12 protein-coding genes are annotated in these 13,803 nt (G+C 39.9%); 11 read left to right on the forward strand and 1 reads right to left on the reverse strand.

All coding sequences use genetic code 11. The features are described from left to right. Positions 1-43 precede the first annotated feature (43 nt). The 10 genes from BHU72_RS10960 to BHU72_RS11005 all read left to right on the forward strand — a co-directional run bounded on the left by BHU72_RS10960 (position 44) and on the right by BHU72_RS11005 (position 10,213). Positions 44-433, forward strand: a complete 390-nt coding sequence (locus tag BHU72_RS10960; protein WP_069702663.1) for a hypothetical protein — start codon at positions 44-46, stop codon at positions 431-433. A 142-nt stretch (positions 434-575) separates the two neighbouring features. Next, positions 576-2,846: a GDYXXLXY domain-containing protein gene (locus BHU72_RS10965; RefSeq protein WP_069702664.1), complete on the forward strand. Its 2,271-nt coding sequence runs from the start codon at positions 576-578 to the stop codon at positions 2,844-2,846. A gap of 130 nt (positions 2,847-2,976) precedes the next feature. Next, positions 2,977-3,360: a holo-ACP synthase gene (gene acpS, locus BHU72_RS10970; protein ID WP_069702665.1), complete on the forward strand. Its 384-nt coding sequence runs from the start codon at positions 2,977-2,979 to the stop codon at positions 3,358-3,360. Positions 3,361-3,427: 67 nt separating this feature from the next. Beyond that, a complete protein-coding gene (locus BHU72_RS10975; protein WP_069702666.1) occupies positions 3,428-4,975 on the forward strand; it encodes a bifunctional ADP-dependent NAD(P)H-hydrate dehydratase/NAD(P)H-hydrate epimerase in 1,548 nt (515 codons plus the stop codon). Positions 4,976-5,048: 73 nt separating this feature from the next. Then, positions 5,049-6,065 carry an outer membrane lipoprotein-sorting protein gene (locus BHU72_RS10980; RefSeq protein WP_069702667.1) on the forward strand — a complete coding sequence of 339 codons (1,017 nt, stop codon included), beginning with the start codon at positions 5,049-5,051 and terminating at the stop codon, positions 6,063-6,065. 188 nt (positions 6,066-6,253) lie between these two features. Next, positions 6,254-7,381 carry an alanine racemase gene (gene alr, locus BHU72_RS10985; RefSeq protein WP_069702668.1) on the forward strand — a complete coding sequence of 376 codons (1,128 nt, stop codon included), beginning with the start codon at positions 6,254-6,256 and terminating at the stop codon, positions 7,379-7,381. Positions 7,382-7,867: 486 nt separating this feature from the next. Next, positions 7,868-8,119, forward strand: a complete 252-nt coding sequence (locus BHU72_RS10990; protein WP_069702767.1) for a CopG family ribbon-helix-helix protein — start codon at positions 7,868-7,870, stop codon at positions 8,117-8,119. Positions 8,120-8,126: 7 nt separating this feature from the next. After that, positions 8,127-8,477, forward strand: a complete 351-nt coding sequence (locus BHU72_RS10995; RefSeq protein WP_069702669.1) for a type II toxin-antitoxin system PemK/MazF family toxin — start codon at positions 8,127-8,129, stop codon at positions 8,475-8,477. 247 nt (positions 8,478-8,724) lie between these two features. After that, the gene (locus tag BHU72_RS11000; protein ID WP_141709303.1) at positions 8,725-9,459 is read left to right on the forward strand and encodes a hypothetical protein; all 735 of its coding nucleotides are present in this window, start codon (positions 8,725-8,727) and stop codon (positions 9,457-9,459) included. A gap of 49 nt (positions 9,460-9,508) precedes the next feature. After that, positions 9,509-10,213: a gamma-glutamyl-gamma-aminobutyrate hydrolase family protein gene (locus BHU72_RS11005; protein ID WP_069702671.1), complete on the forward strand. Its 705-nt coding sequence runs from the start codon at positions 9,509-9,511 to the stop codon at positions 10,211-10,213. 53 nt (positions 10,214-10,266) lie between these two features. Here the strand turns inward: BHU72_RS11005 and BHU72_RS11010 are convergent, their stop codons facing one another. Then, on the reverse strand, positions 10,267-11,190 hold the full coding sequence (locus BHU72_RS11010; RefSeq protein WP_176720469.1) for a selenium metabolism-associated LysR family transcriptional regulator: 924 nt from the start codon (positions 11,188-11,190) through the stop codon (positions 10,267-10,269). A gap of 420 nt (positions 11,191-11,610) precedes the next feature. Here BHU72_RS11010 and BHU72_RS11015 point away from each other — a divergent pair, with 420 nt between their 5' ends. Continuing rightward, positions 11,611-13,803, forward strand: coding sequence for a Tex family protein (locus BHU72_RS11015; protein ID WP_069702673.1), 2,193 nt, complete (start codon positions 11,611-11,613; stop codon positions 13,801-13,803).

The following is a 13,803-nucleotide window of genomic DNA, read 5'->3' on the forward strand; positions in this document are numbered from 1 at the left end:
AGATAATATATTTTGTTAGATTCGAGACAAGGGTGGTATCGGTATGGAGAAATATTGTGAAATGTGTAAGAACCCTTTTTTTGCAGCTGCGAATGAAAGAATTTGTGGTGCTTGCAAAGAAAAGGATAAGGAAGAAAAATATCTAGAGGATGTTATCGCATATATTAAAGATTATCCAAATCACTCTGTGGCACAAGTGATACAAGATACAAAAGTTCCTTATGATATGTTGCAGAAGTTTATTCGAGAAAAGAAGGTTGACCTAATTATTGATCCGCAATACGCTGAGCAGGTGAAACGAGAAAAGCAGAGGCTATTCAATGAACTTGCCAATGCAAAGAAATCGTTGCAATCGCCATCTGATAAGGCCCAAAATAGTAGTAGCTTGAAAAAAGATAATCTTACCTATCAAGTCTTAAAAGATCGATTGTAACATAACCCACAAGGTTTACGTCTATATAGTGATAGTGTACTGCCGTCATTCAATGATTTGTTAGGAAGAAGTCGTTGCGATATGATAGAAATAGAAGTCTTGGCAACGCCGTTGAATCATCAATAAGAGGAGGAGTGTTGGTATGAAAGAGAAATTAGTCCGTTTAGGATATATTCTTGGAATTGCCCTCATGTTAGCAGGTCTTATTTATTTCTTTGCTGCCAATTGGCCGGAGTTTGACAGGTATACGAAGTTAGCGTTAAGTGTAGGTATTATGCTTCTATTCTACTCATTATCATTACTGTTTTCAAAAGTTTTTCAGCAGCATTTGTTTTTAAGTAAGCTGTTACTATTTGCTGGTAGCGTCGGGTTTGGAATTGGTGTGGCTCTCATCGGACAGATTTATAACTCCCATGCAAACAGCTATACTTTATTTGGTATATGGCTTATACCAGTACTGTTATTCGCATGGGTAACACGGTATCAGCCGTTTTATATTTTAAGTCTTATCCTTGCACATTTGACTATATGGTTTTACTTTTTTCCAGAGTCGAACACATTTAGCTATCCTGATTCGTATATTTTGAAAGCGATTATGTTGTTGATTCTGATTAATGTCGGTAGCTTTTTAGCATCAGAAAAGAAAATAATTGATTCTCCAATTTTAAAAGGTCTAAGTTTTATTATTGGTCATGTTCTTTTCATTTGGATGAGCATGCGATTCTTTTTAGAAGAGTATGTATGGCAGACGAATAGCGTATATATTGCTGTACTAGCAGGCTGTTTTTATTATTTCTTAAAAGTTAGACAACAGAACTTCTATATAACGGTTACGGGTATTGCAACCACTGTCTATTTAATTGTGAAGTATATAGAGATTATTATTGAACATTTTGGCCCGATGATTTTTGTCATTACGTTGCTATTGGGCGCATTGGTGATCTATTTGAATGTCTATATTGTAAAGCGACTGAAAGCAAGGCAACGTACATTACAAGCAGAGACAGAAGCCATGCTTGACGAAGATGGGTCAAGAAGTGTCGCTATTTCTAAGACAAGGCAGATGTTATCATGGCAGAATCTATCAACAATTTTATTCACTGTACTGTCCTCTATCGTCATAACGTCGTCTATTATCTTTCTCATCACAGATACAATATCGGCCTTTGATGATATGGCAGTGTTCTTTTTCTTTATGGGGTTATTACTATTTCTCGTGCCAGGCGTGTACGTGAGCGGTCGTAACGACATTATTGGCGGTACGATGATATGTATCGGATATATTATGAGTTCAGCCGCTGTGTTAGCAGCACCGGATCGATACCTGGTGATATGGGCTATATTTATTGTATTAGGCTTATTGAAGGTGGCGAATCACGGAATTCGCATGCTGCTATTCGGACTATTCCATATAGTTGCTGGGTTTAAGTTGGATGAACTGCTACGGGAATTTGACCTTGTTTGTATCACGTTAATTGCAGTCAATGTGGTGATAATTCTTCTAACCCGTTTTAAGAGACAATGGCTAAGCGATGATAAGGTAGCGCGTTCACTGTATAGGAATAGTGTCTTTTACGGATTGCTGTTTTTCTTTATACTAACGTTTATTGAAGCGCCGTACATTTCCGAGTGGACGTACTACGTATATAATGTTTTGTTCTTTGTTGGTGTAACGGCACTAGTTTTCTGGGGGCAGCAGCAAGAGCGTAGCTATGAACTGAGAATAGGTCTTGCATTCTGGTTTGCATTCTTATTCTACAAATATTATGACCTAGTATGGCAACTTCTGCATAAATCCCTTGCTTTATTAATATTAGGCTTGATTTTCCTCGCAGTTACGCGATGGTTTGAGCAAAGGAACAGTAGGGACGTAGGAATGGTTCAAGAAAACTCCCATCAGGACTGTTTTTGGAGCGGTAAAATGCTAACGATTTTACTTATTATTGTAGTGCAAGTGGCATTTATGGGTTACCAGGTGGGGACAAGTGAACAAGCATTAGTTCACGGGAAACCAGTTAAGTTGGAACTTGTACCACTCGATCCGCGTTCCATCATGCAGGGCGATTATGTAATTCTTAATTATACAATTTCCCAGTTATTCGCTGAAAATGGTCAGCAATTCCCTGACTTTGTGATGGGAGAGGAATGGAGTCATGGTCAAACAGTACAAATTGTCTTAACACCAGATGAACAGGGAGTGCACCAGTTTAAAGAAATGTATGAAGGGCAAGAAATCGGGCCTATGGATGTTGTAATGAATGGTAAGTATCAGGGTTGGCGTTTTATTTACGGAATCGAGAACTATTATGTGCCAGAAGGTACTGGTGGAGAAGTGGAAAGAACGATGAAGTATGCGTATGTAAGAGTAGCGGCAAACGGGAATGCCATCATTGAACGTCTATCTGATCAGTAGTGAAATATATGTAATAATAGTAACCACTTGAAGTGTGTGGATACAACTAAAATTATTAGTGGTCTAAATATGTAGAGATTTAATCGATATAGGAACTAAATGAATGAATAGAGATTTATGGAGGCGCTATATGATTGTTGGTATTGGATTAGACATAGCTGATATAGAACGGATTACGAAAGCTTGTGGGAAACAGCCACAAGCTTTCGTAAAAAGAATCTTAAGTGAACGTGAATTTGAGGAATTCCAACAGCTTCCAAGTGAGTCTCGAAAATATGAATATCTTGCAGGGCGGTTTGCGGCGAAAGAGGCTTTAGCGAAAGCTTTTGGGACGGGGATTGGTAAAGTGTCCTTCTGTGACCTTGTGATTCTCAAGGATGCATATGGGAAGCCAGTCGTTACACTCGAAGGGAATGCTAAGGAGCTAGCACGGGAGTTAGAAGTCACTGCGGTATGGGTTAGTATCACCCATGATAAGGGTTTAGCAATTGCACAAGCAATTCTTGAGAAATAAAAACAACCTTTGTGTAATGAATGAGCAATACTTGTCATACAATTTAGTACACGCAGGAGGGAATAGTGTGTTTGTCGTTACAAATAGGGAAATGCGTGAAATCGATCGCTATACGATTGAGCAGATCGGTATTCCATCGGCTGTATTGATGGAAAATGCGGGTAGATCCGTTGTCAATTGGATCACAGAGCACATCCGCAAAGACATGCGTGTGGGGGTGGTATGTGGCAAGGGAAACAACGGTGGAGACGGAATAGTAATTGCTCGGTATCTTCATAATATGGGGTATTCCGTACAAGTTCACCTACTAGAAAACGCTCAGGATTTATCTCGAGATTGTGCTCAGCAATATACGATTGCTCGCAATATGGGGTTGCCAATCGAGTGCTTGAAAGAAGAGGGCTTGGAGAACACATTGGGAGTTTACGATTGCATGATCGATGCGTTGCTTGGAACAGGAAGTAAAGGAAACCTGCAAGGACTATATAAGGATGCCGTCGATACAATCAATGAGATCAAGCGTGCTAAGAATCATCTGGTTGTTGTCAGTATTGACTGTCCGACGGGTGTAATCGGCGATGATGGGCAAGTTTCTGATGCAGTTGTTCAAGCGGATTACACGATAGTTCTAGGTTTTACAAAACAGGGCCTTTATCAATACCCAGCCGCTGGCTATGCAGGGAATATCGTTGTCGTGGATATAGGGATTCCTAAGAAAGTTGAGGAAGAATATCCAATCAAAAGACAACTGATAACGGAGCAATTGATTGAACCGTGGATTCCTCATCGCACAGCGAATAGCCACAAGGGTACCTATGGAAGAGTGCGTTGCATTGCAGGTTCTGCTGACTATATGGGAGCGGGATTATTAGCGGCAACAGCGAGCTTGCACATAGGAGCTGGGCTTGTATATTGGGATGCTCCTGAAGAATTGCGGCGCTACTTTAATGGTCAAACCCCAGAACTTATATTTAGAGGATATGCTTCGGAAGGTGGGACATTTTCTCCTGATAGTGCAGATGCTTTAGTTGATGCCGCAAACGATGCGAAAGCAGTAGTTGTAGGTTGCGGAGTTGATGATTTTACAGGCAGTCTACATTGGATGGAGAAATTAGTTACTGGCATTACATGTCCATTGATTATCGATGCAAGTGCCTTTGTCATGTTAAAAAAACAGCTGGACATTTTATTGACCCGTAAGGGAGTGACAGTTGTTACACCGCATCCAGGAGAAATCGCGAAAGTGTTGAAAATATCAGTCGCGCAATTGGAAAGCAAAAGAATTTATTATGCAGAGCAATTTGCGAAACGATATCACGTCACGATTATTCTCAAGGGTGCTCACACAATCATAGCTACACCAGAAGGTAATACGTATATCAATACGACGGGTAGCCATGTCTTGGCGAAAGCTGGAACGGGAGATGTATTAGCGGGATTTATAGGGGGGCTTGCAGCCCAGGGGGTCTCATTAGAAATGGCAGCGTGTGTTGCCGTCTACATTCACGGGAAAGCAGCGGAACAACTAGCAGAGACAACATACGTATCTACGATGGCATCGGATGTATCGCGTACAGCCGGAGCCATATTGCACAAAATAGCGCATCGAGCATAACCTATGACACATTTCCCGGGAAATAGACATTTTTCATAAGAAGTCTGTCGAAAGATAGTGAGGAGATGGTGTTGTGCTAAAGGGTAAACGCAAACTAGGTATCATATTGTTAGGTATTCTTACATTAGTCTTATCAGCATGTGGGGGAACTGTTACGAAACAAGAAGATGTAATGAAGGAACTACAAAAGATATCTACAGAGATTGAAAGCTATCATTTAGAAGCAGAGTTAGTGGTTGATCATGAAGGCATGCCGCAAAATTATTATGTTGAAGTATGGTTCAAAACTCCAGAGCTCTATAAAGTAGCTTTAAAAAATGAGAATAAGGAAGTATCACAAATTATCATTAAAAACAATGATGGGGTTCATGTAATTAACCCATACATGAATAAGGTCTTTAAATTTAGCAAGGATTGGCCACATGCAAAGGGTCAGCTATACTTATATCAGACACTTCTAAACAATGTCTTAGAAGCTGAAAACTTAGAGTATGAGTATAAAGAAGGCATGTATCACTTTGCCTATGAAGTGCAAAACGGTCAATACACTGCAAAACAAGAAGTGGTTCTTCAAGAAGGGTTCTACCCTAAAATGTCTTATATGACAGATGAATCAGAGACAGTGAAAATTACTGTAAACTTTGAGAACTTCGAGGCGAATCTTCCGTTAGAAGATACTGAGTTTAATGTAGAAGAGCAAATGAAAACAGGTGTGTTAGAGCCAATGGATGCTACGGCAACAATGGCGCAAGATAAGTCATGGACACCATTACAGCCTGAATATGTTCCTTCTGGTTTAACTCTAAAGTCTTTGAAGATCGTGGAGGAAGGCAACTCTGAGTATGCAGTATTACAATACGCTGGTAACGATGCGAACTTCACGTTGATTCAAAAGCCTTTCTCTGAAGGATTTAAGGATAATAACAGTCAGCTCATTGAACTATATGGTAAGGTAGCAATGCTTACGAGCGGTGCGAATCCAACGCTTCAATGGTATGATCAAGGGTTAGAGTTTACGTTATCAGGAAATGTTTCTGTTGAGGAAATGGAGAGAATTGCAAGCACTGTGTACCGTCCTGCTGTGAAATAATTGATGAGGCCTTGTGGCCTCATCTCTTCTTTTCCTATGGTATCTATTCTTGGGGTATCTTTTCTGGGGTTCGTCTTTTAAGTTTGAATTGTTTTAGAAACAAGATATGGTATGATGAATTATCAAGGTGTCAAAAAATGTAACAGGTGTTAATAGGACGACAGGTTTAATGAATTAGAGGTGTTGTGATGAAACAGTATCGACCGACTTGGGTAGAAATTAATTTACAAGCCATTCGTGCCAATTATCTTGCACTAAAGAAAAGGGTGGGAGAAAGCACAGATGTTATTGCGGTAGTGAAAGCAGACGCTTACGGACACGGGGTACTACCAGTAGCGAAGACGGTTCTAGATGCAGGTGCAAAATGTTTAGCAGTAGCTACCATGGAAGAAGCATTAGAAATTAGGACTCAAGGAATTACCTGTCCTATCTTAATTTTTGGGTATGTACCAATGACAGCAGCGAAGGAGATTGTTGAACAAAATATCACGGTTACTGTTCTCGATTTGCCGTTTATGGATGCGTTAAACATTGCTGCAATGCAACAACAAAAAGTTGCCAATATCCATCTGAAAATTGATACGGGAATGGGACGGCTAGGTATCAGGACAGAGGAAGAGCTTAGGCAAATGCTGCAATTTCTGAATTACTGCCCTCATATTCATCTTGAAGCAGTGTATTCGCACTTCGCATGTTCCGATGATAAGGATAAGCAATATACAGAACAACAATACACTAAGTTTAGTGGTCTCCTTAATGGGATCGATGATATCCATCTTAGTAAAGCCAAACGTCATGTCTGTAATAGCGGTGGCATTATTGACTCACCTCATTTAGCCTGCGATCTGGTTCGTGCAGGCATTAGCTTGTATGGATACTATCCTTCTACAGAGGTTGATCAAGAACCCGTACTACTGCAACCGGCGATGCAATTTAAAACGAAGGTAGTGTACCTGAAGGAAGTACAGTCAGGAGAGTATATTAGTTACGGGGCAACGTACCAGACTACAAAAGCTACGAGAATCGCAACGCTACCTGTGGGCTATGCCGATGGATATAATCGACTCCTTTCCAACCAAGGCATTGTGCTCGTGAATGGGGTTAAAGCACATGTAGTAGGACGGGTGTGTATGGACCAAACGATGGTCGATGTTACAGAAGTTCCTGATGTAAATATTGGAAGTGAAGTAGTCCTGTTTGGTGAACAAAAGGGAGAGGTACTATCGGTAGAAACCCTAGCCAATCAAGTCGGGACAATCAATTATGAAATCATAACATCTATAAGCAAACGTGTACCACGCGTATATATTAAGTGATACACTGATTATATAGATATTTTTCCAGGAATATCCTGAAACTTTTATTGAGCTCTTGAGTCTATTTCTTTGTATGTATAAAGACCATAGATAATAGCAGGATTTTGAGCTTTTTTGTCGAATATCTTTAGTGGATGAATGATGATGAATGACAAAATGAAAACATTGACATAAGACAAGACGTATACTGTATATTTTTCAATATTTTACCGCATACTGTTGGTATACAATCTTGTGCAGATAAAGAAAACTTAGTTCAGATGGAGTTTTTACTCCACCTGAACTCTAGTTGCACTTATTTCGCCTGTACCCCTTGTGGGTAAAATTTGGCGGCACTTATCTCCCACTTTCACTTAGGTACGTAATGGTTCTAACTATTTTAAAATAGAAGAACCATTCTGTAGAAGGAGGAGTATTAGTATCGCCGTTGAGATAAATAGGAATTTCTTTTGGGGGGTCAACTTTGTGGTAAATAACAAACGGATTATGATTAGTATTCCGACCTATCTTTTGCAGGAAGTGGATGGTGTCGTGGAAACAGAGAATACGAATCGAAGTGAGATTATCCGAGTAGCCATGAAAATGTATTTAAGTGAGAGAAAGAAACGCCATATTCGCGAATCTATGAAAAAGGGATATTTGGAAATGGCGGATATCAACTTAAATATTGCATCGGAAGCTTTTAGAGCGGAAGAAGAAGCGGAAGTTACTTTAGAGAAATTAGTTAGCGGAGTGTAGTTGGCTGATGAATATTAAACGTGGTGACGTATTCTATGCCGATTTGTCTCCTGTCGTTGGTTCTGAGCAAGGTGGTGTACGCCCAGTTCTGATTATTCAAAATGATATTGGGAATAAATATAGTCCTACCGTAATAGTGGCTGCTATAACTGCACAAATACAAAAAGCCAAGATTCCAACCCATATTGAAGTAAACGCAGATATCTACGGACTAGAAAAGAATTCTGTTATTTTACTTGAGCAAATTCGTACCATTGATAAACAACGTTTAACAGATAAAATAACCCATTTAAATGATGAAATGATGGCTAAGGTGAACGACGCAGTAAATATAAGTTTGGGTCTAATAGAGTTTTAGAAAGTTTTCTATCCAAAAGATAGGAAACTTTTTTTGTTTTTTTATAATCAAAACTGTTATGATAATTGTCAATTGTAAAAATTACTAGATACGGTTAAAATGGAAGTATAGGACACAACGGTTAAAATGAGACTATAGGATACATGCGAAAGGATTCGCGAAAGGACTGGTTCAAATGCTTACCATAGTATTGTTGCTAACGTTATTGGTAACATTCTTGAGCATAGTTATGACAGTAGGGAATGCTATGAAGAGAACAGGATTCACAAGATTTTGGGCGTTATTATCAACGGCGTCTATCTTTATTACGTCCTTTATTTTCATTATTGACTCTTTACATATCATCGAAGCAAAAGAAGCCAGTAATAGTCAAATTGAAGAAATTACCAATGGGGTAAATGAAAACTTAGATTCAGACAGTATGAGTAATAGTGACCAGTCGTCATCTGATAATGGACAGCAGGGTCCTAACGAGAATGCGAATCCGACGAATATAGCAGATCAAACAGGCAAATCAGGAAAAGTTTCACAAATCATGCTATTAGATTTATTTGCGAAGCGTTTCACGGGAGACTTGAGTGGAATGTCTGCAGTGCAAAAAGAATGGTTATTGAAACAGTTGCATTTATATCCTGCTGATTCGAAACAGAAACTGACTGAAGTAGAAAAATTGGCAATTCCTATGAGTAAACAAGGGGAATTACTTCGAAATATAAATAATTACAAGCAAAAGATCATTAAAGACACAGGCACTGTTTTAGAAACGCTGGTAGATGAAGGTACGGCAATACGCGAAATGCAAATTCAAGTACTAACGACGGATGGAGTAATATGCATATTATATTATCCAGCTGTTGTGGAAGTGCAAAAGGGTGAACGAATTCAGTTTTATGGCACGCCTATTGCATATAATAGCAAATCTAGTGACTTATTTGGTTCCACGGACACAATTTTAGTCTATGCAAATCACATAACGAGGTAAAAAGTACCCCCTGACTACATAGGATTGTAGAAAGGGGGTTTGTTTTTGTATGAAACCAAAGATTGCGATTACAGGAACTGCAATGGATACGAAATATGGGTACGGGACATTTCTAAATCGTGCCTATTCAGAAGCTGTTATTAAGGCGGGTGGCATACCTGTCCTATTGCCATTAACATTTCAAGATTTATGTGATGAATGGCTTGACTCGGTAGATGGATTATTGCTTAGCGGCGGCGAGGATGTCGACCCCAATCGTTTTGGGCAGCATCCCATTCCTAAGCAAGGAAAGATAACGCCTGATCGGGATGTATTAGAATTAAGTATCATTCCGAAAGCAATAGAAAAAAAGATCCCAATCTTCGCTATTTGCCGAGGAATTCAGGTTCTTAATATTGCATGTGGGGGGACCTTATATCAAGATATAAACAGCCAAATCCCGGGAACCATCAAGCATTCACAAAATGCACCAAGATGGTTTGGTACTCATTATATAGACATTGCAGATAACTCAAAACTGCACAAAATTGTCCAAACCTCGTCTATGAAGGTTAACAGCTACCATCATCAATCGATTCACACACTAGGGGATGGACTAGAGATTGTAGCCCATTCGTCTGATGGTGTAATAGAAGCAGTTGAAGGTACGGAAAATCTATATATTCTTGGTGTGCAATGGCATCCTGAAGGTATGTGGGAAAGAGACTCGCTACAATTTGAATTATTCACTGCCTTTATTAGAGAATGTCAATGAACGCACCCTCATGCACTATACATTGGTTTAATGGATATCAAGAGAATTATAGATTATAAAGCAAGGGTTTGTATGAAATCAACAAATTTGTTTGTCGATAACGAGTTATGGTCCTTGTTCACAGCGCAATACAATTTGCGTTCAATTGATAGGCCACGTACTAACACAGGCTTTACTTTTTGCAAGGTAATCGCTCGCTCGGCGGCTGCTGTGGATACAAAGGAAACACCTAAACTGTTTTCTACCGCTGAAATGACAGCATCTGTGCTTCCGAATTCGCCAAGCACAGATAGCTTGTCTAGTTGGATGTTATGATGGGATAATGCTTCCGATAGAATTTTCCTAGTGCCAGACTGTTTCTCACGTAATATTAGAATCGCATCTTTCAACTCTTCTATATTAATATAAGCTCTGGTTGCCCACGCGTGGTCTATGGGAACAATTAGTTGTAATTGATCAGTTGCCACTGGAAATACGTGAAAAGAGCTGTCATCGCTTGGATAAGAACCGACAATTGCCACATCGACTTTCTTCTCGCTCAATAGTCGAGTGATTTGTTCTGTACCAGCGACATGCACCTGAATCTGAATATGTGGATAGCTATTACGGAACTCCTTAATCATAGGGGAAATTAAAAATTGTGACGGAATTGTACTAGCCCCGATACTCACGCTACCATGCGGTGAGCTCTTCATATCTTGAATATGTAAGTACGTGGATTGGCAAAGGGCAAGAATTCCTTTTCCTTGCTCATATAAATAGGTCCCAATATGTGTGAGAACTAGATCATCAGATTTACGTTCAAACAGCTGACAACCCAAGCTCTTTTCTAAGGCGTTAATCCTTTGGCTTATGGCAGGTTGTGATACCGATAGACGTTGCGCAGTATGGGAAAAGCTTCGTGTTTCCACTAAATCAACAAATGCTTCAATTTGACTAAGATTCACATCATCACATCCATCCGATATTATTTTCATCATTATATCGTATTTCTGGTAAGTATGCTATGAAGTCATAGTGTAAATATAGAAAGACAACCCCTATCGTTATACCGTGAAATAGACTTAGTATGGCATTCTATGCTATGCTAAGTCTAATTAAGTGCATCAGATTTTCTAAATGTTTTATTCATAGCACCTTTTTTGCAGCTTTAAGCAAATTATACTCGCTAGGGTATTTTCTATATTTTATCTTAGCGGCGTTACTAATTCTCTCACTTCTACAGAATGGTTCTTCTATTTTAAAACAGTTAGAACCATTACGTACCTGAGGTGAAAGTGGGAGATAAGTGCCGCCAAGCTTCACCCACAAGGGGTACAGGCGAAATAAGTGCTACTAAAGTTCAGGTGGAGTAAAGACTCCATCTGAACTAAGTTTTCTTTATCAGGGGGTTCAAGATGTCAAATCCATTCATTAGTACAATTGCGAAGGAAATTCAGTGGAAGCCAGAGCTGACTGAGAAAGCAGTCGCTTTATTAGATGAGGGAAATACTATTCCATTTATCTCCCGTTATCGAAAAGAAATGACTGGTTCCATGGATGAGGAAACGCTGCGCACAGTTCAGGAACGTATGGAATATCTGCGCTCGATGGCAAAGCGTAAAGAAGAAATCCTATCCTCGATTGGAGAACAAGGAAAGCTAACGCCAGAATTACAACTAGCAATAGAAAAAGCCCAGAAACTACAAGAGTTAGAGGATATCTACCTGCCATTCCGACCGAAACGGAAAACTCGTGCAAGCGTGGCGAAGGAAAAGGGCTTAGAGCCATTGGCGGAATGGATTGCTGGACAACCTATGAGTGGCAATCTTGCAGAAGAAGCGACGCAATACATAAATGCTGAACTCGGTGTAGAGACGATAGAAGAAGCGATTCAAGGCGCACTCGATATTATCGCAGAACAGATTGCAGAAACGGCTGAAATACGGAAAAAGGTACGTCAACACTTCCGTGACCATGCGACATTACAAACCGTCGCGATAGGGGAAGAAGCGGACGATGTATATCAGATGTATTTCCAATATGAAGAAGCAATTAAGAAGCTTCCACCTCATCGAGTCCTTGCGATTAACCGTGGTGAGCGGGAGAAGGCTTTAAAGGTAACGTCGCATATAGCCCAGGATACAATCCTAGAAATTATTGAACGTACATGGGGTATTGTGATTGGTTCAACGGTATATGAGCAGCTAAAAGCAACAATTCTAGACAGTTATAAGAGGCTACTAGAGCCATCTATCGAGCGAGAGATTCGCAAAGAGAAGACAGAACAAGCGGAATCGAAAGCAATTGAAGTGTTTAAGGCAAACTTGAAAAGCTTACTACTCATAGCTCCCGTGAAGAATAAAGTAGTGATGGGTGTTGACCCGGCATACCGCACTGGCTGCAAAATATCTGTCGTAGATCAAACGGGGAAACTTTTGAAAGTTGATGTAACGTATCCAATTTCTCTGAATAAGAATTCGGACAAAGATCACGTCAATATAGAAAAGGCGAAGGCAACCTTTTATTCCTACATTAAGCAATATCAAGTCGATATTATAGCGATTGGGAATGGTACAGCATCAAGGGAGACGGAACAATTCGTAGCGGAGTTAATCCGTCATGGCAAAGAAAAGCAAATGTTCACGAAAGAAGTGCATTACATTATCGTGGACGAGGCGGGAGCAAGTGTATACTCAGCTTCGCCAATTGCTAAGAAGGAGTTTCCTGAATTAGATGTCGCAGAACGAAGTGCTGCTTCGATTGCTAGACGACTGCAAGACCCGCTAGCAGAATTAGTCAAGATTGACCCAAAATCGATTGGTATTGGTCAATATCAGCATGATGTAGCGCAAAAACAGTTATCCGAGAGTCTACAGTTTGTCGTAGAAACAGTAGTAAATAGCGTGGGTGTAGATTTGAATACCGCATCTACATCTTTATTGAAATATATATCAGGAATTAATGAAACGGTTGCGAACAATATTGTCGCTTATCGTGAGGAAATTGGGACGTTCTCGAACCGCAAACAAGTACAAAAAGTGCCACGCCTGGGAGCGAAATCCTATGAGCAATGTGTAGGCTTTTTGCGCATTCGCGATGGTAAAGAACCATTAGATAACACACCGATTCATCCAGAATCTTACGAAATAGCGAGAAAGCTCTTGAAGCATTTAGGTTTTGACTCAAGCATCCTGACGATGCATCAAGAAAAGGCAGAATATGAGCAGAAATTAAAGGATTTGAATATTCGGGAGACAGCAGAAATGCTAGAAGTGGGTGTACCGACGCTAACAGATATCGTAGAAGCGTTACTAAAACCAGGGAGAGATCCTCGCGACGAATTGCAAAAGCCAGCACTGAAGTCAGATATTCTGTCATTGGATGACCTAGAAGTAGGCGTTGAGTTACAAGGGACAATCCGAAATGTTGTCGACTTTGGAGCTTTTGTTGATATTGGATTGAAAAACGATGGATTAGTACATATATCAGAAATAAGCAACCAGTATGTGAAACATCCTTTGGAGATTGTACAAGTGGGACAAATCGTGAAAGTAAAAGTGATTGATATCGATCGTAAACGTTCACGGGTTGGCTTAAGCATGAAATAA

This window comes from Desulfuribacillus stibiiarsenatis (assembly GCF_001742305.1).
GTDB lineage: Bacteria > Bacillota > Bacilli > Desulfuribacillales > Desulfuribacillaceae > Desulfuribacillus_A > Desulfuribacillus_A stibiiarsenatis.